The following is a 22997-nucleotide window of genomic DNA, read 5'->3' as shown; positions in this document are numbered from 1 at the left end:
GTTGTATTATCCAAGTGTGGGAGTTCAATGCTCCCACTGAGGAATTCAGTTATTCTCGCCTATCTTAATACAATAGAAAACATTCTAGCGCATTTTAAACCGCTATTAATACTGTCTTCAACACCAGCTCATTACAATTAAAGAACTTAGAAAACATGACAGACGTAATAACAGTATTACTTAATTTGCAAATACCAACCATGCTAATTGTGGCAGGACTATTGATTATTATTTTAGGATTTGTCACAAAAATAGGTGGTCTAATTGAGGTTTCACGAGAACAAAAAAAATTTACTATTCCTATAGGGTTATTTATTCTAGTGCTTGGTATCGTTCTTAACTTTGCATCATCTCCAACTCCTCCAACTACAACTACAGGTGAAAAACCACCTCTTGATAATTCTAATATTGAACCTACAGTTATATATAATATGAATGAAATAGATAGCAAGAATAGTTATGCCGACATAAAAATAGGTAATCAAAATATTAGTGGTACTTTTATTGTCAAAAGATTAACTATTAATTGGGATTACTTAGAATGTCCCCAATTAACTAATGAACCTGAGTTCAGTGGTGCGATGATGAAAGAGTTTGAATACAGTGCTAGTTTAACTCAAAAATCTGACTCTAAAGTTTTAGATGATCAGGAATTCAAATATCCTCCTAATGATGTAGATCAATTTAGTATTTATATAAACCATAGTAAAAATGGCGTCTACAAAGTTTGGTTTGATTTTGATTACTACTTGTTTGGAAATGAAGATACCAAAAATAAGAAGACAGAAGAGCAGATAATTTCGTATTGTAAATACTGGTAGTGCATCAGTAAAGTGTGGGAATGATAATATGGACATTGTCCCTAAATAGTTCGTATATTAACTACATTTGTTAATTAAGTTATCAAACCTAAATTAGACTGAAAACCTAAAATCAATTTCAGTATCAAGAAACGCTCCGTTTTGGCGTAAAACTAGAGTAACTGTAATTAAGTGCCAAGTTCTCTGTGATCAAAAATAGTTGAGTCTTACATAATATTACACTTACTTTTTGTCCAATAATAATACAATCCAACGTCCAGAGGATGCAGCAGAATTTTTGTGATAACTTATGCACGTTTTTACTATTTATCCAGGATTGCACTGATAATAAAAATATAGCAATCTTGACTCGAAAAAGTTTTAGCCCCTATAGACTTAGGGGCTATTTTTTTCTGTTTTCTGTTTTTCGATATTAGACTTTCTCTACCCTCATTCCTTCATAATTAATATCATTGAAATTGTCATATTTTTCCTCAAGCTTTCTGTTGAGAATGCCGTAAATATCAAGTTTTCTAAGTTTTGCCTCAGCTTCTAATACTTCCACAAAATCCTCAACAAAAATATCATCTCCAGAAGGGAAGTCGGCAGAGAAAGTGATTTTATATTTCATCTAAAACTCCAGTTGTGGTTGTTGCAAGTTGTCGTCATATATCATCAAGGTCTTCAGGTCTGCATGACGACTAAAACTTTGAGCTTTTCTAATATTGCCTCCCTTTCTCTCCTGAACTGCCGTCATGGCAGAATGTGACCCCTAACTGCTAATCAATGTGTAAGAAAATTCATGCTCACCCACAATAAAAAGTTAATTGTGTAAGAAAATTCACGTCCATCCACAATAAAAAGTTAATTGTGATAACTCATGCACATTTTACTATTCATCCAGGATTGCACTGATAATAAAAATATAAAGCAGGACTTACACAACGGCACTAAATATAGTCGCCTTATCTGGAATAATGACCTCTATAAATAGCGTTACTGCGTAAGTCTGGATCAATTCAAAAACAAGGAGAAAATTATGTCTACTGGAACTCAAGCAACTAACGCTCGTCCTACTCTTGCCCTTGGTAGCCGTGGTGAAGACGTGGCATATCTACAAAGACGGTTAAATTTTCTTATATCTGCTTCCTTGGAAGTTGATGGAATATTTGGTCCAGCAACAGAAAAAGCTGTGAAGAAATTCCAAGAATCCTCTGGTGGTTTATTAGATGTGGATGGAATTGTTGGTCCTCTAACTTGGGGAGAATTAGAATTGATCGATATTTAGAGTTGAATTCACTAATCAAAACTAACAAAACCATAGCTATGGTTTTGGTAGCTATCAACAAACCATTTTTTGACCAGCATTCAGTCTTCAGCTAAAATTCGGGGGTGAAAATCCTCATTATACGACTTGAAAACTGATTACTGATTGCTACAATCATCTTCAACTAAACTAAGGAATTTTCTCAAATGACTGTATCAACAATGACTGTATCAAGCTTGCCAGTATTAAAAGAAGGAGATAGTGGAGATAGTGTTCGGTTTCTTGAACAATTGTTATCCTCAATCTATTGGTTTGGTATGCAACCAAGTAGACCATCTCTGATTACAACTAACGTGAGATTTGATGCCAACTACGATAGTCAATGCCAACAAATAGTAACTGAGTTTCAGGAAAATTATAACGCTACTTTTCCTTTTCCATCGCCTGAGATTACAGTAGATGGAGTCGTGGGTCCCCAAACCTGGAAAGCGTTAGGTGATGCCATCTTCAAATATACTTATTAAAACTATCGCTCTGACAGAAAGCATAAGGAGTCCTCATCTAAAAGTGTTTCATTTTAGATAGGGGTAACCTTAACTAAACTTCGTTATAGTTGAGGTACTTCACTCCTTTATCCACGCTTCTTTGATACACTACCGTACGAAAAAAACTGTAGAAAATCGTAACAGCTTTTATCTTGATATTGGATTAACCAATACAGGCTGTACGGCACAGCTCACTATTCCCATCCTACGGAATGCTACGCAAACGGCAGTAAAAGCCCCTGGGAATTTCTTTCTGATTATCTGAAGACTGCCATTGATATCGGCATTAATCACTTTACCTGTTGCACTTCTAAATAAACCACGTTTGACTCGCTTGCCTACATAGTTTTCATGGCATATTGGTTTTTCTAGGTCAATAGCAGATGTTTTACTGGTATAACTTTCTTCAGTTTCAATAACTTTGATACCAACCAGTTGACATTTATAAGTTATCTGTTGAATTAGCTTATAGTGCGGTATTTGGGTAAAGTTTTGATTGTTTTTTTTACCGATGTTTGCACCTTGTTTCCAGTTATCATTTTTGCCTATGACTACAGTACCAATATTATTTCTGGTTAAATACTCAACTACTAATTTACTGGTGTTATGCAGATAATTCTCCACAAAACGATTTCGGTTATAGGTTAACGCTTCAATCTTACGGCTAGTTTTTTTCTGGCCTGATAACGCACTTTGGTACTTAGCTTTACGCTTGTTATATAATTGATTGACACTTTTTAGTGGCTTCCCGTTAATCAGCATAGGTTTAACACCAGGCTTATTTGTAGATAGAGCAACTAATCTGTCAATTCCTAAGTCAATTCCGGCTACATATGTTGAGTGTATTTGTGGCTGATGCGTTTTTTCATACACTACTTCAATTATATAGCAGGCAGTCGCAGGTACTATCCTCACTTCGATGACAGTATCCACAACTACAGGTATTTTGATTTCACTCATTGATAAGTGACAAATACCATTTTTCAAAGGGCTTTTATAGACTGATTCCTTTGAATATATAACTACATTTCTACCTTTGGTTTTGTCCTTATATTTGGGTATTTTGGGCTTACCTAAAAACTTCCCCGGATGTTTAGACCATTCAATGATTGCCTGAAAATAACCACGCCAAGTGGCAACTAAGCATTTGATTATTTGTTTTGATACTTTGGTTGGTAAGGCTCTATAGGCATCGCTATCTTTGGTTGCATGGTATAGTTTGGTTAAATCCAGACTTTTTGAGAACTTGAAAAAATGCTGACGACAATAATAATTAGCTAAATTATACAAGTTTTTTGACTTAAAGGCTAACTCATCACAACAAGCCCAAAAGTTATGTGTTCGGTTAATAATATGTCTGTCAACAAGTCGCATTCACCTGAATTATTTCATAAGCTTTAGTTACCTGTTGATATATTAACACACTTTTCTACTTCTAGCAACTACTTTCTACAATTTTCATTCAACAGTTAATCACCCATAGTTATTCTCTACAGAAATCCTACAAGTCCCATTTTTGCCAATATTGTTGAATTTTCGTATCCACTCAATATGATGGGGTAATATTGCCAGAAAAGGGTTACAAAATTAATTGGCACGCTCATTGCAGTTTCTCTAGTTTTAGCCCTAATTGCAGGTTTTTGTGTGCCAAATTTTATTCTGGCATTTTTATTAACTATAAATACGGATACAAAACAATTGAGTTTGAAGACTTAGTTAGGAAACAAAACAAACCCACAAAATACTTAAAGAAAGAGAAAAATATGAATATCAAAGCTATTGCTCTTGCATCTATTATTGGTTTATCTACTCCTGCTATCGCAGATATTACCTTAAATTCTCATAGTGCTTCTGCAATGCCTACCGATTTTGTCCGTCCAACTGGAGCTTTCATGGATAATAGCGAAAATTCGGTTGTTTTGCTGAAATTAGATGAGTTCGGAAACTATACTTATGAAGCTAAATCTGGAAGAAGTGGTGCTTTTCTAACTTTGAAAAATCCTGATATTAAAGGGAATAACAAAGGCTATACTTATACCTTTAAAGACGGAAATCATAAATATATTATTGCTCACCGCCCTAAAAATCCATCAATTATCCGTCTGACTGTTGTCAACCCACAAGGATATGTAATCTTGAACCGCTTGATGGAAAAGGTTGGTACTGATTCGGTTGTCAATTCAATTGTGGGAAACTATGAAAATCATTTGTATGATTCTGGTGGAAAAAACGATTGGCATTATGTGACTATTAGTCGGATCGATGATAACACACTTCAATGGAAAAATCGTCTTGGTATAACCTGGACACTTCACGCAACAAAACATAGAGAAATATTTAAAGTTGGGAAAGATTGTCCGTACTTTGATCATGGTCATACTACTGCTACAGTAATATGGGATGGAAATCAAGTTTTAGGAATACTTGGACCCTGGAATGATCAATATGACAGGTCTAACTAAATACTAAATAAATTAGGAATGAGAATTAAGATTAACTTGAAGCACTTGAAGCAATTGCTAAAGGCTATATATGTGTCTTGGCGTAATTCCTGTTGGTATTAGGAGTCATAAATCGACAGAACTCGAACAGTTCAATCCTGCATCTTCAGGTGTTGAAAACTTCACAGGAATAAATGTGAAGCCGAACATCTGATTCGGACAAGGAACAATCTTAACTAACTCCAAGGGTAGTTTTTGGCGATCGCCTGTCCCTGGTTTAAATTTAATTTTTCCTGTCACCCCATCAATACTGAAACTTTGATCTGCTAGAATGTTCTGAATTCCCTGACGAGTAGGTTGTTGCCGAATTCCTTCAAGCAACACTTTAGCTGCATCATAGCTCAAAGCTGTACGGTTACTAACAGGACCTCCCCAAAGCTGCACAGTGGTTTGAGCAAATTCAGGCTGGGGACTGTTTAAATGATGCCAATTAATAGTTACAATTACTTTTTCCAAGAGTTTTGGTTGAGCGATATTCAGGGTTTTAGGACTGTAAATTCCTGAATCAGCAATTATCCAGTTTTGATTGTCATTCTCTTTGATGATTTCCAGAGCATGAGCCAAAGAATCAGTCACTTGCCCATCTGGGATGAGAACAATAGCTGATTTACCATATTTTCTGACTTTTTGGATAGCACTTTTAGCATTAAAATTAGGCTGAGAAATATCAAATGAATCAATGAGATATCCTCCTTTTTCTGAGAGTTTTTGTTTAAAATGTTTTTTGTAATCACTAGAATAGGGACTAGCAGGATTATAAAAAATTGTAGCTCTATTTTGATTAATTTTATTCATCAAGACATCAACCATTGCTTCTGCTCGCAGATGATTAATTGTGATAACTCGGAAGAAAAACGGTCGCGGTTGTTTGCTGAGTTCAGAAGTGGCCGCACCAGGAGAAACTGATACTAATTCATTTCGGTTATATATATCTACAGTTGCCATTGTCATCTCACTGGTCCAAGAACCAATAACACCAAGAATCTCCGACCGTTTGACTATTGTATTGGCGACTTTCTTTGCTTTCTCCTCTTTGTTAGCATCATTAGCAATGATGACTTTTAAACCTTTTCCATTTAAGCTTTTCGAGTCTAGAAAATTTGCCCACAGTAAAGTGAAATCAGAGGATTTTTTCTGCTTGAATAAAGTCAAGTTAACTTCTGTTTGCGCTTGAGCTACTCCCCGCAAGATTTCTTCAGCAAGTTCTGCATTACTCGCCTGCCCAGTTTCATCTTGTATAATTGGAACAGCAACTGCAATAGTATAGTAATCAACACCCGTCGCGGCTAAAATTGCATTATTGAGATAAATTAAAGTTTCTGGGTCTCTTCGTTCTGTATTCCAGCTTTCTTGAAGATTTTGAGCCGCCTCCTGATAACTTTTTTTGGTGACAAAACAATCACTCCACTGTTGTCGAATATGACTGTTCCAAATAGGTAGAAAATAATTCCAGGGTTTCTGGCATTGGGCAACTGCATCTACACCCCTTTGTTTGTCTCGTGGTTGAAACAGTTTTACCAGAATTTCCTCACCAATGCTGATGTTATCTGTCATCGCTTCAGATTTCGGGATTCGTTTAGAAACCCCAAAAAAGCCAATGATAATCAACAAAAACAGAATTATCTGTCTGATTGGAAGTGTGGGTTGCTTAGGCCAATATAGTTCTGGCGTAGCAGGATTTTGGATGAGTACAGGCAGTCTAGATGCTCTTGGATAAAACAATTCATTTTGAACAGGAATTTCCAGTTCTTGCAAGTGTTTCCGTGCTTTTCTAACACAGACGTGGAGAGGTTTACCTTGGGTAAATTCTTCTAATAAATAATGCAAAAAACGCCGTGCTACTAAATCCGGAACAGGTTCTCGCATCACAATCACATGGGGAATATCAAAATCAGCTAAATATTCAGCAATACCCAGTCCATCACAGGAATTAAAGATTGCTAGCTTAACTCTAGGAGCCGCTCTCCTCAAAGCTTCTTTCAAAAAATTGATTGATAAATTTAAGGTATGATCGACATGAATAGTCCGCTCAGAACTATGTCCTGCATAAAAAATAATATCCCAATTTCCTTGCCAAATAGTATCAAATAGTTCTTGAGGAGTCAGAGAATTTCCCCTTTCCGGAATAGACTTAATACTTGCACCATGTCTTTTTAAGTTTTCAATCAGTTCCCGATCTTGTTCCAGTTCTAATTCCCCCTCATCGCTCCCAAAAATTGCCAGAATATGAATCGGTTTCTTCAACGTTTCTGTTGGTCGATTATATTGAGATAAAAGGGCAAATTCTGCCTGGGGTAAAAAATATGGTCTCTCAAATAAATCCCAATAATCCCAGGATAATTTACGCAGATAAGGATTTGATGTATCGATGATAACTCGTACTGATTGATTTGAAGTTCCATCATTTAGTCGTCCTATAATTCGCCCACGAATATCTCCAAAGATAGGTTGCCCCAACCAATTTCTGACATTAGATTCCAGGGTGAGAGTGGCATCTTGGCATTCATCTAAACTGGAGACATGGGTAATTTGTCCCGCTTGCGTCTCTATCGTTCGTGTTGTCACCGACTGGCGTTGCTGAATCAAGGTATGAAAATAAAAACTGAATAATCTCAAGTATGTATCATTCAATAGTTTAGCGATCGCCAACAAATAGAAATTATATCCAAAATCAGCAACGCCGTTTCTCCATTTGTCTCCCAACTGAGTATAAATTTTTCTCCATTCGTCATAAACTCTAGGAAAATCTGGGTTAGGGGGCAATTGAGGACAATTGCGTTCTTTGGCAATAATCCTACCATCTTGCCAAAACTCTAGGGAAACAGGAAAACCTAATTCAAAACTGCCTTCTTCTATTTTTATAACAACTTGTCTAGTCATTATTATTAATTTGTTGTTCTAATCCATATTTTTTTTATATTGTAATATTATACTATTTATTTAAGTTGATTCAAATAATAAAGTGCTTTGTCACAGAGGCAGAATTAAGGCTAACTTGAAGACTAAAGCGATCGCCTACATCAGCAGTAAATTTAAACTGAATATAATCATCTCTTTCTCTAGCACGAATTTCAAATAAAGATTCCCCCATTTCATCTAAACCAATAAGTTTTAAATTTGCTGGTAAAAAAGATTGGTCTTGCAGAGGATAAACTCTGGAAAGAACAGCAAATCTTTGGTTTGGTTTGGGTAAAATGGCTATCATTAGTGCTACTGGAACTCCTGCTAGGTGCATTCCTAGATCGATAGCTCGACGTACACCTGCTGCTGGATGACTAGGGTCAATTTCCCACAACAATTCGGCAATTTGCCAGCGTGTTTCTTCATCTTCTGTTGTTTGTAAAATTTTTACTAGAGCTTTATTTACTTCTGTATCTGATAGTTCAGCTTGAGATAAATCTGTCTGTATTTTTCCTCTTTGTTTTTGAGTCATTTGGAATTGTTTGAGAAATTTTTTAACTGCTTTGGGAGATAATTTTTCTGTTGTTTTATCTAAAATGAAAGCCATTTGTATAATTGGTTTACGATTTCCTAGAATTTCTTCCACAGATTGCCAACCTGCTGTAAAAATATGTTCTAACCAGGTTGTTAATTTTTCTTTTTGGGGGATTTCAATAGCTGCCGGACTCAAATATTTAAGATTTAAAATTAAGTGACTGGAGTCAGAATTTAGTTCAGACAAAGAAAGTTTATAATTTCCTATTTCGTTTTTTTGTAAAGACTGATTTTTAAATTTATCATGCCGTATAAATCCAATTATAACAGCTTCTTCTTCCTCTACTAAAACCTGTATTACTATGTATAAATGTGCAGCAAAATCTGGTGAATTAATCATTTTTACAGGAATTTCTATTCTTTTATTTACTATACTCTCATTTGTCAGTAAGCAAACTTTAAATCCGCCGACTTGCAGATTGCTCATTTGTTCAGAACTAATAATTTGATTAGTTGTCAGAGATTCAATTCTATTATCTAATCTTAAATGGCGATCGCTCAACCATTTTTTTAGTGCAAATAAAGCCAATATTTTCAAATAAGCTTGCCATTTTTGGGCTTCGTTATTAAATTTAGAACTTAAGAGATTTGCTTGCTGAAAATCTTCAGGTTCTAAATCAATAGTTTCTAACTGTAATTGTCGATAATACGCTCGGTTTACTTGATCATAATCAGAACGAGTATTCATATTAAGTCTCCGGTTTATTGTTGTAATTTCAAATTTGATTTTTGTGATTAATGGAATAATTAATGTAATTTTTTTAGTATTTATTATACTGTCAAATAAGTAGGTAGACGTGAATAAATGTCACTATGTAACGAAATATTAAAGCAGTTAAAAGCATTGAGATTGCTTCCTTCCACGGAGTTACCGTTGCTTAGGACGTACTTGTAATTTTTTTCACCTAGCTACTTAGGCTGACTATATTTAAGATAATAGCGCATTTTTTCAGAGAAAAAACTTGTCATTTTTTTGTATTTCCTTCCTGTAGAAATTTCCTTAGCTGCCTCTATAAAAACGGTTTCATCTAAATAACGACTTAAAAGTTCAATTAAAGAATCAAAAGCATTTGCATCTAAAACCCCTTGACTTGAATTTAAGTTTGCTTTCTTCAACAAAATATGTAGCAATTTTTCCATTACTTGTTCTCGAATTTGCTTCAGCATTTGCTTAAGTTTTAAAATCCGACTAACTTGAGATTGATTATTGATATTAAATTCTTGAGCTACTTCACTTTGAGATTTATTTTCACAATAAATTAGTCGTAAACTAGGCAAAAAATGAGGAGAAAATTCACTATACCATGCACTTTTTTGTAGTTTATGCAAACGTTGAGAAAGCACATTTTCAATAGCATCAATAATAGCTAGATCGCGATTTTCGTCTAGAAATTCAAGTTCCATTGCTGAAGAATTAGAGGGAGGTGAAATCTCCGTTGGATTGAAAATTTGTTCCTGTAGAAACTGGGCAATAGTTTTCAATTGATCGAGTAGTTCCTCGGAATAATTATATACAATTCCCCTGGGAAAAAGGCGATCGCGCATTTCTTGAAGTTGAGATGCAGAAGGTTCAGGACATTTCCCTCTTGCACCGTTTTCTCGCCTATCGCGCCGATATACTCCATGAAACGCTTCTACCACATCCCGTTCTTGAGGTGAAAGAGTTTCCATTTGGTAACGCTTAATATCATTGAGTTTTCCCCAAGGAGTAGTTAAAGACAAACCAAATTCCACCCATAACGTTCGAGTTAATTCTGGGTGGCGACGGGTGAGTAAATAAGTCCAATTCCAGAGTCCAGCTTTATTAGGATTGAACTTTCTCAAAATGTGCGCCCAAAAATAAGGGTAAGAAGACTGAGAGTTTTCGCTAACTTCCTCAAAGCTCTTAATTTTACCATCATCAGTAAGTACCAGGTACAATAAGTCTAGGTGGGAAAAACCATAGCGATCGCCAAATTGTTGAGCCAGTTTGTGACAAGCATGAACAATAGCATGGGAAATGTAACAACGCAAAGAAAGTCCTGCTGTTATGCTTCCTTGTTTAGAAGAGACAGAATTTTGAGATAGAAAGTGAGATAGCAAAGTAGCTTGAATTTTTCGGTCATCTTGAGAGGGGAGTTCTTTGAGTTCAGCAATAGACGGAAACCAAATTTGAAATTGTTGCTGAACAGGCAATAGTACCTCCTCTTGATATCCCCTCTGAGAAGCAGACACATTATAGCTAGCTAAATCAATTTTGCGTAATGTCCAGTAGTTCTTGCTCAGAACCATTTGTCTCCTCCCTATACTCCTCCACAGTATTATTCAACTTTATTAAATCAGTATTTAGGCTCATTAGCACTTACAATACATTCTCCTAAAGGTTCTATTTTACTCTAGTCTCTGATGATTTTAACTTATGCACCTTTGAGAAATAATTGACAGAACCTGCATAAGTTCCCCCAGACTGAAGCTAGTAGTTAATGAACAGAATAAATCAGGAGAAACACGATAATGAAAATAGGCGAAATTTTGCTCCGAAGACAAGTTATTTCTCAAAATCAATTAAAGGAAGCAATAAATATTCAGACTTCAATGAAAATGGGTGAAATATTACTGCGAAGACAATTTATTTCTCAAAATCAATTAAAGGAAGCAATAAATATTCAGACTTCATTGCATCTGAAACTAGGAGAACTATTAGTCTTCCAAGGTTGGATTCAACCACAAAATATAGAAGAAGCTTTAAAGGAACAATATTGGCGAGAAAATGGTGATTGGATAATTGACTAACCTACTTTGTGATCTACCGAAATAAAAAGCGCTATAAAATTTCAAACTTCATCAACTAACTTCATTTTTATTATAGTCTCTGATGATTTTAACTTATGCACTTTTGAGAAATAATTGGTAGAACCTGCATAAGTTAACCTTGATGGAAGCTAGTAGGTAATGAACAGACAAAATAAATTCAGGTGAAACACGATTATGAAAATAGGTGAAATTTTAGTACGAAGACAATTAATTTCTCAAGTTAAACTAAACCAAGCAATAAACGTTCAGACTTTATTGCATCTCAAACTAGGAGAACTATTGGTGTTTCTAGGTTGGATTCAACCAAAAAATTTAGCAGAAGCTTTAAAGGAACAATATTGGCGACAAAATGGTTATTGGGTAATTGACTAAGCATCAATTGAAGATTAAAAAAAAATCTACTTATAGAGCAATAATTATGATTTTTTTCAGGGTGATTTATTGCTAACAAAAAGTATTTATACAAGGAATGATTGAGTATGACGATAAAATTCAGTTTGTTTATTTTATATTGATTTGCAACAATTTTTTTTATCTCTACTAAGGAAAAGAAAAAATGAATGAATTACCAGTTTTGATAGAACCATACTCTCGTAAAAAATCCAGATTTAAACTACGGAAAATATTAATTTTTTTGGTAGCACTATTGATTGGTTTATCTCGGGCATTACAAACTATTGCTCAGGAAACTTCTCCTTTTTACTGGAATTTTATCAATGTTGAAATTGATTTGCAAAAAAATGGAGATATGCTGGTCAGCGAAACCCAGAAATATGTTTTCACCCAACCCCATACAAACCAAAGATATCGATATATTCCACTAGATAAAGTCGATAAAATTACTGATGTTACAGTTTGGGAAAATCAAGAACAAATCCCTAGTCAAACTGAAATCCAAAATAACCAGATATGGATTAAATGGCAACATCAACTCAATGCTCCTGAAGCTCATACTTTTGTCTTGAAATATCGGGTTATTGGTGGTTTACATATTAATGATAGTGGAGATAAGGTTTACTGGAAAGCTATATTTGCTAACCGGAGTGCTGTTATTAAGAATGGCAAAATAATAGTCCGACTACCGGAAGTTTTATCAGAAAAAATCCAAAATTATAAAAGTTTTGGAGTGCCAACTAACGCTCGAAAAATTAATTCAACAACGGTAGAATTTGTTGCTCAAAAACCAATTCCACCGCAACAAGAAATAGAAGTGCTGGTGCTATTTCCCCATAATATTCTTGATGTTGCAAAACCAAATTGGCAGCGGAATCAAGCAGTTAGTTCTCTTTTTTCAGGATTATCAGACCTGATATTTGAGACAAACTTCACAATATTCATATTGATAGGGATAGGGGTTTTATTTATCGCCTTGATTATTCGTAGTAAGACCAATGGAGGAGGCAGTGACAGTAGTGGTTACGGTGGCGGTAGTTACGGTGGCGGTAGTTACGGTGACAGTAGTTACGGTGGCGGTAGTTACGGTGGCGGTAGTTACGGTGGCGGTGGCGACGGTGGCGGTGGCTGCGGTGGTGGCGGTGGCGACGGTGGCGGTGGCGACGGTGGCGGTGGTGGTGGCGGTGGATAGTATCAGTTGAACAATTAGGACTACTACCCATTAACCTCACTATATAACGAAATGTCGATGCACCTCATACCATTGAGATTGCTGCCTTTTACTCCGTTCCAGTTCCAATGACATAGTTGTAAATTTTCCCACCTGCCTACTTAGCTATTCTCAATATGGCCATAACTACCGCCCCCCACTAATACTAAATCCGCTTACCACAATTAAACTTTTGTAAATCTTCTCCGAAAAAGACTGTAGGGACGTTCCGTGGAACGTCCCTACAATGGTTTGACAAAAAGCTTATAATTGCTGGAATTTTCCAATATCTAACATTTACCGAAAAATCAAGGTATAAAGCCTCTCCATTCATGGAGAAAAAATCAAAAAATTCCTTGAGCGCCAATCCTTCTATTACAGAAGAGGTAATTGTTAATTGTTAATTATTAATGGCTTTGTTGTATGAAAGCATATAGCTACCGCACAAGCTTAAGCATATGTACTTCATACTTCTACAACTATTGTCCAATAGATGAATAGAACATCAATCTTCGACATAAAAAGAATGAAACCTTTACCTGTAAAGGCTTTTAGACTTAATCAGCCAGCTCTAACTATTGTCCAATAGATGAATCAAACATCAATCTATAGAAAGAGAGTGATATAGCTGCCACTAGGTTCACCTTTCATATCGGCGACAGCCGAAAAGCGGAACGGATGTTCTATCGCTACTTTCATGGAACAAAGCCATTATTAATTATTAATTATTGAACACCTTTTTCAGAGACCAAAACACCATTCAGAAAAATATCAGCTAACCCCTCCGCCATTTCTTGCATTGCTTGGGGAGAAGCATCAGGTTCTAATAAGGTTTTTTGACTAAAACCCGCGATCGCAAACATTCCTAGAAACACCCGTGCCACAATTTTCGGATTCATTTGACGATATACACCCCGCTCCATCGCTGTTGCAAAAAAAGCCTCCGCCACATCCGTCATTTTCTCAATAACTTCCGATTGAATTTTATCTCTCAATTCTGGATGAAACTGCGCTTCCAAGAAACAGACTTTCATCATATCTGCATTGCGACTAATATTTAACATCCGGCGACGCATCACTTGTGCTACAGCTTTATAGCTAGACATCTCACTTAATTCTGTCAATAAATCTGTAAGAATTTCCACCCATCCTGTCGTAGCCAACTCTATCAAAATTGCCTTTTTATTACTAAAATGATGAAATAATGTACTCTCTGCTACTCCCACCTCCTTTGCTAAATCACGAATTGTCGTACCATCATATCCATGTCTAGCAAACAATTTTTGAGCTGTTTGTAATATTTTAGTTCGTGTCTGTATCTCTGGAGTTTGTAACTGAGTTGAAACTTTCATAATAGTTAACTTTTTATCTTACTCTAACTATTTGTAGCCTCATTATTTAACAATTTAATGATTAATTAATAAACTAGGGAGTAGAGGAGTAGAGCTTTGGTTTCCAAACCAAAGCGAAAATCGGATTTGGAGACCAAAGCCAGACAATTTTTTTTCACAAATCCTGCACGGATTACTATAGAAAGTATCAGTTAGTATTCAAATGCTGGTTATTTTGTTTTCATTAATTGATAATGAATAATATCATGTGCCCCTAAAAGGGGGAGCTACCCTAACAGATAATCACTTATAATAAAGTTTTTGTTTGTAGAATAGCTCTCAGCCTTATCTAGAGTTGTGGCTAGAGCAAAACTACGAGCTTTAATTATAGTAACTATAGAGAAATAAATTTTTTCCTTTTAGTCAATCCTCTCCCTCAAAGGGATTAGAGATTAAAAAAACTCTTTCATTATCAATTATCAATTATCAATTATCCATTATCCATTATCCATTGGTAAAGCAAACTTCTATTTTATTAGCTGGTCGAGCAACAGGAAATTTATTAATTGTCAAATCTTGATTCTCTTTAAATTTCCAACTACAATTATCCAGTAGAGAAGATATAAAAATTTTGATGACCAAATAAGCAAATTCTTTGCCTATACATTCCCTTGCACCACCTCCAAATGGGATATAACAAAAAGGTTTCTTTTTATCTTCAGCATTTGCAGTATTAAACCTTTCTGGATTAAATCTTTCTGGTTGATCATATATTTCTGGGTCTTGAAGAACTGAATTAACTTGATAACTTATATACCACCCTTTAGGAATTCGGAATCCTTGAAAAGAGAAATCTTGAATGACTTGTCGAAATCCACAACTAACAGGAGGAGCTAGCCGTAATACTTCTTTGATAACTTGTTCTAGATAAACCATTTTCTTTAATTTAGCTAAAGATAGTGGTTCTGCTCTATCCAATTTTTCTTGTTCTATTTGAAGTGATTTTAAAACATCTGAATGCTCGGATGTTAAGATTAAAAAAGAAGTTAATGCCGAACTTAATTCCTTTCTTCCTAATGCTAAAAGATTCACCATTTGTTCTACTATTTCTCTTACAGTTAGTTTATTATTCGTTTGTTGTTGAACTGTAAGTAATATGCCTAATACATCTGAACCAAAATCACTCTCTTGCTGTCTTTTTATAATAATTTGTTCAAATTGATGAAATAATTTATCCTTACTTTTTAAAGCACGACCTAATTTAGTCCAAGGAAAAGCTAAAGGAATGGTATTTAATCCTGAAATCATATCTTTTAAATAATTACCTATCTCAGTTTTTGAGCCACAATCTATCCCTAGCAATAATTTTGAAACCAGGTCTAAAGTATAATTATTTATTTCAAAATATAAGTCTACAAAATCATATTTTATCCATTTTGAAAAATAGCTGTGACTCAAATTATGTATAGTATTAATATAGTTATCTAAAACTTTATTTTTGAGAGTTTTAGATAATAGTTTTTGCCTATCTATATGCTCTTTATCTACTAAGACAGTAATATCACTTTGACCGTATATTATTTGATAATTCCTAAAAACTTCAGTAGATGTAAAGTATTGATTTTTATTAGCAGATGTGAAGTATTGATTTCCATTAGTTACAACAAATTTAACAGCTTCATATCCTTGAAATAAAATAAATTTTTTACCTAGAAGTCTGGTTTTATAAATAGGACCATATTTTTGGTAAATTTCTTCTATAATATTCTGATGATTTTTTTGGATTTTTTTGTTTTGTCTAAAAAAAGGTAATCCTAAATTACCAGGTGGCAAAGGCAAAGAATAAACTGGATTCATATTCATAAATATTGAATTTATATAGTATAGTAATCCTAAATGATTTGTGAGAAAAAACGGTAGGGGTTTGGTCTCCAAACCAAAGCATCAAGTGATTTGGAGACCAAACCCCTACGATAAAATCTTACAACCTATTTAGGATTGCTATATCAATAGATTTGTTACTCTTTCAAATAAAGATTAGAGTTATTTTATCACTATTATTTACAAGAGCAAATTTTTCTACTGTCTCTAGTTTTCAAGACGTTACAGCTAGAGAAATTTTGCTCATAGAACTCAGGTCATTTCAGTTAGCCTCCTGTCGGAGGAGCTACGCTTTTCATGTCGCGCAGCGAAACAGTTAGCCTCATAAGGTCGTAACTGCGTTTTTTCGTATAGGGAATGCTCCGCAAATATGTCGCGCAGCGAGACATTACCTCTGAATGTTTGCGCAGCATGACCTAGGAAACTCAGAGGCTTGACATAAAGGAATATTCTCTTTTTTTATCCTCTTCAAAGGGGAGGCTTGAGACCTTTTTTTTTGGTCAACATCAATTTTCTAATAGTCCAGAATATAATTTTAGATAAATATAGTGATTTGATTACTGATGTTTGGCCATAAACTAGAAAAGTCTACCCAAAACCAACAGAAAAAACCTAAATAATAATTGGATATGCTGAAAAACTTATTATCTCAAGTTATATTATTTCCCTGCTGGTCTCAAAAATTAATTAGCTCCCTCCTGGACAAGGCCAACTTTAATAACCTATTCCTTAATGGCTCGTTTCGCAAATCACTCAAATTTTGCCTTTGCCTAACTACCTTATGTTTCTTATGTTTTGGCCTTGCACCCAGTATGGCCTTAGCAAAGGAATCTACTCCTGACCAAAAAATCTCAATCAAACCCTACTTAGACCGAGTAATTAAAAAAGTCACAGAATTTCGCCTCAATAATGGCATGAAATTCATTGTTCTAGAACGAAATAATGCTCCTATTATATCCTTTGTTATTTATGCTGATGTGGGTGGAGCAAATGAACCAGATGGAAAAACAGGTGTAGCTCACTATCTGGAACATTTAGCTTTTAAAGGTACAAAAAAAATCGGCACAAAAGACTATGAAGCAGAAAAACCAACTTTAGATAAATTAGACCAGATATTCGCACAAATTCAGGAAGCTAGCACAGATGGCAAAACAGAAGAGGTTGCCCAACTCAAAGCAGACTTTGAGAAAGCTCAAAAGTTGGCATCTGAATATGTGAATCAAAATGAGTTCTCGAAAATTGTCAAACAAGCAGGAGGAGTCGGACTGAATGCTGCCACCTCCGCAGACTATACCCAATACTTTTATAGTTTACCTGCCAATAAATTAGAATTATGGATGTCTTTAGAGTCAGAAAGATTTCTAGACCCAGTATTTAGGGAATTTTACAAAGAAAAACAAGTAATTATGGAAGAGAGGCGATCGCGCACTGAAAATTCACCTGTTGCTCAATTATTAGAACAATTCCTCGATAAAGCTTTCCTAGTACATCCTTATGGTCGCCCTGTGATTGGTTATTCAGAGGATATCCAAAATTTAACCAGAGAAAATGTTCGGGATTTTTTTGATACTCACTACGTTCCTAGTAATTTAACTGTCGGGATAGTTGGAGATGTTAACCCTAAAGAAGTCAAGAAATTAGCAAAAAGATATTTTGGTCGTTACAAAGTCAAACAAAGACCGCCTAGAGTCAACATTGTCGAACCTACCCAAACCGAAACACGGGAAGTAACGATGAAGTTAAAATCCCAACCTTGGTATATAGAAGGTTATCATCGACCAGCAGTGAATCATCCCGACAATGCAATTTATAATATGATTGCTAGTATTATGAGTGATGGTCGTACTTCTCGCCTATATCAGTCATTAGTTGAGGAACAAAAAATTGCACTCGTCGCCAGAGGGTTTAGTGGTTATCCGGGAAGTAAATATGCACATCTGATGCTCTTCTATGCCATGACTTCTCCTAATAGTAATATAGATGAAGTAGGATCGGCTTTGCAAACAGAAATTGAAAGGTTAAAAACAGAGTTAGTTTCTGAGCAAGAATTAGAACGGGTAAAGACTCAAGCGCGAGCAGGTTTATTGCGTTCTCTTGATTCTAACATGGGTATGGCCACTGCTCTCTTAAGCTACGAAGTTAAAACAGGTTCGTGGCAAAATCTATTTAAAGAGTTGGATGCCATTAATGCTGTAACTAGAGAAGATATTCAGCGTGTTGCTCAAGAAACTTTCGTGGCAGAAAACCGCACTATTGGGAGACTACTTCCTAAGTCTAGTAGGGTGCGTTAGGCGCTTACCAAAAACTAAGGTTGAACTGTCAAACATATAGGTTGCGCCGTAACGCACCGTCAATAAGTTGATCTGGATCTAAAATGGTGCCCTGCGACGGACTGTTGAATCCATTTCACAGTCTAGATTTTCACCGTCTAACGCACCCTACTAGCAGTCCAGTAGGGTGCGTTAGGCGCTCACCAAAAACTAGGGTTTAACTGTCAAAAATATAGGTTGCGCCGTAACGCACCGTTGATCTGGATCTAAAATTGTGCGTTACGACGGATTGTTGAGTCCATTTCACAGTCTAGATTTTCACCGTCTAACGCACCCTACAATAATGAACTGCTGTGTTGGGTTTCGGTTCCTCAACCCAACCTACAAAATCTACTTTTACCTCTAATATAACAACAACAAACTATGCTCTCTAACCAAAAGAAAACTACTCAATCAAAACTTGTCTTAACAGCATTTTTAGTAATAGTATTGCTGTTATCTATTCTAGGGCGAATACCAGCTATCGCTCTAGCACCGCCAAAACATTACACTGAACTAGAATTTCCACCATTGCCAGAATTAGAGATACCAGATTATACTCGCTTTCAACTTGATAATGGCATAATTGTGTATCTCATGGAAGACCATGAACTTCCCCTAATTGGTGGACGCGCCATATTTCGCACAGGTTCGAGATTTGAACCAGAAAACAAAGTAGGGTTAGCAGACTTAACCGGAACTGTTATGCGTACAGGAGGCACAATTCAACACACCCCCGAACAAATAAACGAACTACTCGAACAAAAAGCAGCAGCAGTCGAAACAGGTATCGGCGGTACTGCTGGTAGTGCTAGATTTAGTTGTCTCACTGAAGACTTGACAAAAGTATTCGGATTATTTGCCGAAGTTATTCGCGAACCCGCATTTACTGAAGAAAAATTAGAGCTTGCTAAACAACAATGGCAAGGTAGTATTTCTCGTCGGAATGATGACCCTGGCTCTATTGCTGGTCGTGAGTTCCAAAAATTGATTTATGGTGAAGAGCACCCCTATGCTCGAACTGTTGAATATGAAACCCTCAACAATATTTCCCAGGAAGATTTAATTGATTTCTATGCCAAATATTTTCATCCTGAGAATATGATTTTGGGAATAGTCGGAGATTTTAAGACTAAACAGATGCGATCGCTGATTAAAGAACAACTAGGGGACTGGGAACCAAGCAGTAAAGGAGTAAAACCACTTCTACCAACTGTTACTCAAGCTGAAGTCGGTGATATATTTTTTGTCGAACAACCTCAGCTCAATCAAAGTTATATACAAATGGGTCATTTGGGCGGAAAATTAGATAATCCTGATTATACAGCTTTGAGCGTAATGAATAGCGTTCTCAATGGTTTAGGAGGGCGTTTGTTTAATAATATTAGATCGCGCCAAGGTTTAGCTTATTCTGTTTCTGCTTATTGGAGTCCTAACTATGATTATCCAGGAGTATTCGTCGCTGGTGGTGAAACTCGTTCGGATGCAACTGTACCATTTATTGAGTCTGTTAAGGAAGAAATTGAACGTATCCGCACTCAACCTATTACAGAAGAGGAACTTCAGCACGCTAAAGACTCTACCCTCAATTCATTTATTTTCAACTTTCAAGATCCAGCTCAAACTTTATCCCGTTTGATGCGATATGAATATTATGATTATCCTGAAGATTTCATTTTCCGTTATCGCCAGGAATTGGAAAAAATTACAGTTGCAGATGTACAGAGAGTAGCTGAAAAATATTTGCAACCAGAGCAAATGGTAACTTTAGTTGTGGGTAATAAAGAGGGAATTCAACCGCCTCTGAGTAGTCTGGGAAATGGGATTGAAATTACTTCTATAGATATTACAATTCCGGAACCAAGTTAAATTTATAGCTTTTAGCTCAAGTAATGCGTAGGGGCGAATGGCCATTCGCCCCTACAAGCAAAATTTGTAGTGAACTGTTTCATCTTAAAATGGTGCAATAGGATTTTTTCTCCCTTACCACCTTGTCTTCCTTGTCCTCCTTGTCTTCCTTGTCTTCCCACAACCTAAAATCTAATGCACAGTTTTAGCTGAAACATTCCAGTAGGGTGCGTTAGACGGTTAAAATTTAGACTTTGAAAGGCATTTAACAATCCGTCGTAACGCACCATCTTAGACCAATTATCAAAAGTATTGCTATACTTAGAAGTTGACAAAAATAACTTTTATTCATCACCAAAGTTACCAAATATCCACAAGTCTTTGCTCCAACAAATAATATTTAGGAATAGAAAATCCAAAAGCACATAATTTTGATATAAATTAATGACAAACACAAACATTTACACTGAATCGGAAAAAATACTAATTACCAAAATCCGGAGTTTACCTCCAGATAAAGTTTCCGAAATAATAGATTTTGTAGATTTTTTGTCTCAGCGACAACAACAGCAAAATTTGACTAATTCTATTACTAAACTGTCTGAAGCAGCTTTTGATAAAATTTGGGATAATCCCGAAGATGATGATTATGACTATTTATAAATTTGGTGATGTTATTCTAGTGCCATTTCCATTTACTAACCAAACTACTAGCAAAAAGCGACCTGCTGTTGTAGTAAGTTCGGATATTTATAATAGTCAATATACCGATTTAATTATTATGGCTATTACCAGTCAAAATAAAGTAATATCTCGTGTTGGAGAAGTTATAGTTACAGAGTGGAGTAATGCTGGTTATTTCAGTTATCAGTTATCAGTTATCAGTTATCAGTATTTTTTTATTAGGAAACTAGGAAAACTTGAAGATGGCAATCGCCAAGCTTTGAAAAATGCTTTATCGGAAATATTAGATGAGTGATGGCAGTATAATTTTTTTGTTGTTTAATTTGCATAGTGGATAATTTACAGCAGATTTCGGTCAAATGAGGTACAAGGTAAATGGTGAAAATATTATAGTGCGGGATCTTGCCCGCGATGGGTGTACTTCATAACATCGGAAACTGCTGTATATTAAATCTGGCAGCATCGCTTTCTTTGATAAACCTGGTTTCTGCATAATTTATAATAAATAAAGAGGTAAAATATGAGTCATAAATTGCCAAAATTAGAGAAGAGTAAAAATGGCTGCTAAGGATAAATTTCATGCTGTGGTTAGAATTGCTTTGGAAAAGGAGGAATGGCAGATAACCGACGATCCCCTGCTACTGGAAGTAGGCGGAACTAAATTTGAAATTGATTTAGGTGCAGAAAAACTATTAGCAGCAGAACGTGGTGAAGAAAAAATTGCAGTTGAGATTAAAAGTTTTTTGACTGATTCCCCATTAACAGATTACCATGGTGCTTTAGGACAGTTTTTGAATTATCGGTTAGCTTTAGAAATTAGCGAGCCAACACGAATTTTATATTTAGCAATACCTGTGGTTGCTTATGAGAGTTTTTTTAAGCGGGAATTTGCCCAAATGTCTTTAGAAAGATATGAAATCAAACTAATTATTTATGACCCAAAACAGGAGGTAATTGTACAATGGATATCTTAGAATCTTATCGCAATATTATTCAGTCTATATTAACAGTTTATGCTGCCATCCCCATATCAAATGGTGAGATAGATAATTACACAGTTTTTGATACAAAACAAGACCATTATATGGTGATGAATGTAGGATGGGATGGTTATCGGCGTGCTTATGGTTGTGTTTTACATTTGGATATTAAAGGAGAAAAGATTTGGATAGAGCAAAATATGACGGAAATGAGAATTGCTGAAAAACTTGTGGAGCAAGGAGTGCCAAAAGAAGATATTATTCTGGGATTTCAAGCTCCTGAAATGCGGGAATATACTGATTATGGAGTTGCTTAATTATTGTCCAATAGAGCCATAAAAATCAATCTCGGAAAAATCAGCAATATAGCTGCCGCTAGGCTCCGCCAACGCTCTTTTCAGTAAAATGATGAATCAGCTCACCTTAACTATTGTCCAATAGATGAATAAAACATCAATCTCGGAAAAATCAGCGAAACGCTCTTTTTCAGTTATCAATTTGTGACAAAATATCCAAACTCATTTCATCTGATAACTCTTGTTGACGATTTTCCGTGGCAACTTGCTGCAAAAATGTGAGATAATTCTGCCAAACAGTTTCACTATTGGGATGTTCTTGTCCTAGTTGGGAAAATAAAATAGCTAAAGCTTGCAGATACAATGGTTCGGCTGCTTCGTATCTCCCTTGAGAACGGTATAATTCTGCTAGGTTGTTGAGGTGGGTGGCAAGATCGGGATGATTTTCCGGCAGGGCAATTTTGTCGATTTCTATGGCTTGGAGGTACAAAGGTTCTGCTGCTTCGTATTTGCCTTGAGAATGATATAAATATGCTAGGTTGTTGAGGTGGGTGGCAAGATCGGGATGATTTTCGGGCAGGGCAATTTTGACGATTTCGATGGCTTGGAGGTACAAAGGTTCTGCTGCTTCGTATTTGCCTTGAGAATGATATAAATATGCTAG

At 35.7% G+C, this 22997-nt stretch carries 22 protein-coding genes; 13 read left to right on the top strand and 9 right to left on the bottom strand.

The window, feature by feature from the left end:
* Positions 1-155 precede the first annotated feature (155 nt).
* Positions 156-821, top strand: a complete 666-nt coding sequence (locus tag ACP6PK_RS30815; protein WP_426565484.1) for a hypothetical protein — start codon at positions 156-158, stop codon at positions 819-821.
* A 412-nt stretch (positions 822-1233) separates the two neighbouring features.
* On the opposite strand, the gene ACP6PK_RS30810 is transcribed toward ACP6PK_RS30815, so the two are convergent.
* Both ACP6PK_RS30810 and ACP6PK_RS30805 read right to left on the bottom strand, forming a co-directional pair.
* Complete coding sequence (locus ACP6PK_RS30810; protein ID WP_426565482.1) at positions 1234-1431, bottom strand: hypothetical protein; 198 nt, start codon at positions 1429-1431, stop codon at positions 1234-1236.
* A complete protein-coding gene (locus ACP6PK_RS30805) occupies positions 1432-1557 on the bottom strand; it encodes a hypothetical protein (RefSeq protein WP_426565480.1) in 126 nt (41 codons plus the stop codon).
* Between the two features lie 282 nt (positions 1558-1839).
* On the opposite strand from ACP6PK_RS30805, the gene ACP6PK_RS30800 reads away from it, so the two are divergent.
* On the top strand, positions 1840-2088 hold the full coding sequence (locus ACP6PK_RS30800) for a peptidoglycan-binding domain-containing protein (RefSeq protein ID WP_426565478.1): 249 nt from the start codon (positions 1840-1842) through the stop codon (positions 2086-2088).
* A 185-nt stretch (positions 2089-2273) separates the two neighbouring features.
* Positions 2274-2591: a peptidoglycan-binding domain-containing protein gene (locus tag ACP6PK_RS30795; RefSeq protein ID WP_094672348.1), complete on the top strand. Its 318-nt coding sequence runs from the start codon at positions 2274-2276 to the stop codon at positions 2589-2591.
* Positions 2592-2759: 168 nt separating this feature from the next.
* Here ACP6PK_RS30795 and ACP6PK_RS30790 read toward each other — a convergent pair whose 3' ends face one another.
* Positions 2760-3986 (bottom strand): RNA-guided endonuclease InsQ/TnpB family protein, encoded by a 1227-nt coding sequence (locus ACP6PK_RS30790; protein WP_426565476.1) that lies wholly within the window; start codon positions 3984-3986, stop codon positions 2760-2762.
* A 389-nt stretch (positions 3987-4375) separates the two neighbouring features.
* Here ACP6PK_RS30790 and ACP6PK_RS30785 point away from each other — a divergent pair, with 389 nt between their 5' ends.
* Positions 4376-5074, top strand: coding sequence for a hypothetical protein (locus tag ACP6PK_RS30785; RefSeq protein WP_426565474.1), 699 nt, complete (start codon positions 4376-4378; stop codon positions 5072-5074).
* A 105-nt stretch (positions 5075-5179) separates the two neighbouring features.
* Here ACP6PK_RS30785 and ACP6PK_RS30780 read toward each other — a convergent pair whose 3' ends face one another.
* The 3 genes from ACP6PK_RS30780 to ACP6PK_RS30770 form a co-directional block, all read right to left on the bottom strand.
* Positions 5180-7993 carry an ABC transporter substrate-binding protein gene (locus ACP6PK_RS30780; RefSeq protein ID WP_426565472.1) on the bottom strand — a complete coding sequence of 938 codons (2814 nt, stop codon included), beginning with the start codon at positions 7991-7993 and terminating at the stop codon, positions 5180-5182.
* A gap of 70 nt (positions 7994-8063) precedes the next feature.
* A complete protein-coding gene (locus ACP6PK_RS30775; RefSeq protein ID WP_426565470.1) occupies positions 8064-9296 on the bottom strand; it encodes a DUF1822 family protein in 1233 nt (410 codons plus the stop codon).
* Between the two features lie 221 nt (positions 9297-9517).
* Positions 9518-10879 (bottom strand): hypothetical protein, encoded by a 1362-nt coding sequence (locus ACP6PK_RS30770; RefSeq protein ID WP_426565468.1) that lies wholly within the window; start codon positions 10877-10879, stop codon positions 9518-9520.
* A gap of 222 nt (positions 10880-11101) precedes the next feature.
* Here ACP6PK_RS30770 and ACP6PK_RS30765 point away from each other — a divergent pair, with 222 nt between their 5' ends.
* The 3 genes from ACP6PK_RS30765 (at position 11102) to ACP6PK_RS30755 (ending at position 12986) form a co-directional block, all read left to right on the top strand.
* Entirely contained in the window at positions 11102-11380 is a 279-nt protein-coding gene (locus ACP6PK_RS30765; protein ID WP_246844418.1) for a hypothetical protein, read from the top strand.
* A 195-nt stretch (positions 11381-11575) separates the two neighbouring features.
* The gene (locus tag ACP6PK_RS30760; protein WP_094675713.1) at positions 11576-11773 is read left to right on the top strand and encodes a hypothetical protein; all 198 of its coding nucleotides are present in this window, start codon (positions 11576-11578) and stop codon (positions 11771-11773) included.
* A 184-nt stretch (positions 11774-11957) separates the two neighbouring features.
* On the top strand, positions 11958-12986 hold the full coding sequence (locus ACP6PK_RS30755; protein ID WP_426565465.1) for a DUF2207 domain-containing protein: 1029 nt from the start codon (positions 11958-11960) through the stop codon (positions 12984-12986).
* A 743-nt stretch (positions 12987-13729) separates the two neighbouring features.
* On the opposite strand, the gene ACP6PK_RS30750 is transcribed toward ACP6PK_RS30755, so the two are convergent.
* On the bottom strand, positions 13730-14356 hold the full coding sequence (locus tag ACP6PK_RS30750) for a TetR/AcrR family transcriptional regulator (protein WP_426565463.1): 627 nt from the start codon (positions 14354-14356) through the stop codon (positions 13730-13732).
* A 483-nt stretch (positions 14357-14839) separates the two neighbouring features.
* Positions 14840-16198 carry a cytochrome P450 gene (locus ACP6PK_RS30745; protein WP_426565461.1) on the bottom strand — a complete coding sequence of 453 codons (1359 nt, stop codon included), beginning with the start codon at positions 16196-16198 and terminating at the stop codon, positions 14840-14842.
* A gap of 830 nt (positions 16199-17028) precedes the next feature.
* Here ACP6PK_RS30745 and ACP6PK_RS30740 point away from each other — a divergent pair.
* From ACP6PK_RS30740 to ACP6PK_RS30715, 6 genes are all read left to right on the top strand, one after another.
* Complete coding sequence (locus tag ACP6PK_RS30740) at positions 17029-18507, top strand: M16 family metallopeptidase (RefSeq protein WP_426565459.1); 1479 nt, start codon at positions 17029-17031, stop codon at positions 18505-18507.
* A 402-nt stretch (positions 18508-18909) separates the two neighbouring features.
* A complete protein-coding gene (locus ACP6PK_RS30735) occupies positions 18910-20394 on the top strand; it encodes a M16 family metallopeptidase (protein ID WP_426565457.1) in 1485 nt (494 codons plus the stop codon).
* A gap of 423 nt (positions 20395-20817) precedes the next feature.
* Positions 20818-21036 carry a DUF2281 domain-containing protein gene (locus tag ACP6PK_RS30730; protein ID WP_426565455.1) on the top strand — a complete coding sequence of 73 codons (219 nt, stop codon included), beginning with the start codon at positions 20818-20820 and terminating at the stop codon, positions 21034-21036.
* Complete coding sequence (locus ACP6PK_RS30725) at positions 21023-21352, top strand: type II toxin-antitoxin system PemK/MazF family toxin (RefSeq protein ID WP_426565453.1); 330 nt, start codon at positions 21023-21025, stop codon at positions 21350-21352. The genes ACP6PK_RS30730 and ACP6PK_RS30725 overlap by 14 nt, the downstream gene beginning before the upstream one ends.
* A 262-nt stretch (positions 21353-21614) precedes the next feature.
* On the top strand, positions 21615-22031 hold the full coding sequence (locus ACP6PK_RS30720; RefSeq protein ID WP_426565451.1) for an element excision factor XisH family protein: 417 nt from the start codon (positions 21615-21617) through the stop codon (positions 22029-22031).
* Positions 22019-22354: a XisI protein gene (locus ACP6PK_RS30715; RefSeq protein WP_426565449.1), complete on the top strand. Its 336-nt coding sequence runs from the start codon at positions 22019-22021 to the stop codon at positions 22352-22354. The genes ACP6PK_RS30720 and ACP6PK_RS30715 overlap by 13 nt, the downstream gene beginning before the upstream one ends.
* A 169-nt stretch (positions 22355-22523) precedes the next feature.
* On the opposite strand, the gene ACP6PK_RS30710 is transcribed toward ACP6PK_RS30715, so the two are convergent.
* A partial coding sequence (locus tag ACP6PK_RS30710; protein WP_426565447.1) for a tetratricopeptide repeat protein occupies positions 22524-22997 on the bottom strand: 474 nt, incomplete at its 5' end.

The organism is Dapis hubbardiae BLCC-M172 (assembly GCF_050016015.1).
Lineage (GTDB): Bacteria > Cyanobacteriota > Cyanobacteriia > Cyanobacteriales > Microcoleaceae > Trichodesmium.
This window is presented reverse-complemented; position numbering and strand designations above follow the sequence as displayed.

What these genes read in the sequence shown, in the direction of transcription:
- ACP6PK_RS30805 (WP_426565480.1), bottom strand. Translation starts at nt 1,557, where the DNA reads ATGACGGCAGTTCAGGAGAGAAAGGGAGGCAATATTAGAAAAGCTCAA.
- ACP6PK_RS30740 (WP_426565459.1), top strand. Translation starts at nt 17,029, where the DNA reads ATGGCCTTAGCAAAGGAATCTACTCCTGACCAAAAAATCTCAATCAAA.
- ACP6PK_RS30760 (WP_094675713.1), top strand. Translation starts at nt 11,576, where the DNA reads ATGAAAATAGGTGAAATTTTAGTACGAAGACAATTAATTTCTCAAGTT.
- ACP6PK_RS30770 (WP_426565468.1), bottom strand. Translation starts at nt 10,879, where the DNA reads ATGGTTCTGAGCAAGAACTACTGGACATTACGCAAAATTGATTTAGCT.
- ACP6PK_RS30785 (WP_426565474.1), top strand. Translation starts at nt 4,376, where the DNA reads ATGAATATCAAAGCTATTGCTCTTGCATCTATTATTGGTTTATCTACT.
- ACP6PK_RS30720 (WP_426565451.1), top strand. Translation starts at nt 21,615, where the DNA reads ATGGCTGCTAAGGATAAATTTCATGCTGTGGTTAGAATTGCTTTGGAA.
- ACP6PK_RS30750 (WP_426565463.1), bottom strand. Translation starts at nt 14,356, where the DNA reads ATGAAAGTTTCAACTCAGTTACAAACTCCAGAGATACAGACACGAACT.
- ACP6PK_RS30765 (WP_246844418.1), top strand. Translation starts at nt 11,102, where the DNA reads ATGAAAATAGGCGAAATTTTGCTCCGAAGACAAGTTATTTCTCAAAAT.
- ACP6PK_RS30725 (WP_426565453.1), top strand. Translation starts at nt 21,023, where the DNA reads ATGACTATTTATAAATTTGGTGATGTTATTCTAGTGCCATTTCCATTT.
- ACP6PK_RS30810 (WP_426565482.1), bottom strand. Translation starts at nt 1,431, where the DNA reads ATGAAATATAAAATCACTTTCTCTGCCGACTTCCCTTCTGGAGATGAT.
- ACP6PK_RS30780 (WP_426565472.1), bottom strand. Translation starts at nt 7,993, where the DNA reads ATGACTAGACAAGTTGTTATAAAAATAGAAGAAGGCAGTTTTGAATTA.
- ACP6PK_RS30790 (WP_426565476.1), bottom strand. Translation starts at nt 3,986, where the DNA reads ATGCGACTTGTTGACAGACATATTATTAACCGAACACATAACTTTTGG.
- ACP6PK_RS30745 (WP_426565461.1), bottom strand. Translation starts at nt 16,198, where the DNA reads ATGAATATGAATCCAGTTTATTCTTTGCCTTTGCCACCTGGTAATTTA.
- ACP6PK_RS30815 (WP_426565484.1), top strand. Translation starts at nt 156, where the DNA reads ATGACAGACGTAATAACAGTATTACTTAATTTGCAAATACCAACCATG.
- ACP6PK_RS30715 (WP_426565449.1), top strand. Translation starts at nt 22,019, where the DNA reads ATGGATATCTTAGAATCTTATCGCAATATTATTCAGTCTATATTAACA.
- ACP6PK_RS30795 (WP_094672348.1), top strand. Translation starts at nt 2,274, where the DNA reads ATGACTGTATCAACAATGACTGTATCAAGCTTGCCAGTATTAAAAGAA.
- ACP6PK_RS30755 (WP_426565465.1), top strand. Translation starts at nt 11,958, where the DNA reads ATGAATGAATTACCAGTTTTGATAGAACCATACTCTCGTAAAAAATCC.
- ACP6PK_RS30800 (WP_426565478.1), top strand. Translation starts at nt 1,840, where the DNA reads ATGTCTACTGGAACTCAAGCAACTAACGCTCGTCCTACTCTTGCCCTT.
- ACP6PK_RS30735 (WP_426565457.1), top strand. Translation starts at nt 18,910, where the DNA reads ATGCTCTCTAACCAAAAGAAAACTACTCAATCAAAACTTGTCTTAACA.
- ACP6PK_RS30730 (WP_426565455.1), top strand. Translation starts at nt 20,818, where the DNA reads ATGACAAACACAAACATTTACACTGAATCGGAAAAAATACTAATTACC.
- ACP6PK_RS30775 (WP_426565470.1), bottom strand. Translation starts at nt 9,296, where the DNA reads ATGAATACTCGTTCTGATTATGATCAAGTAAACCGAGCGTATTATCGA.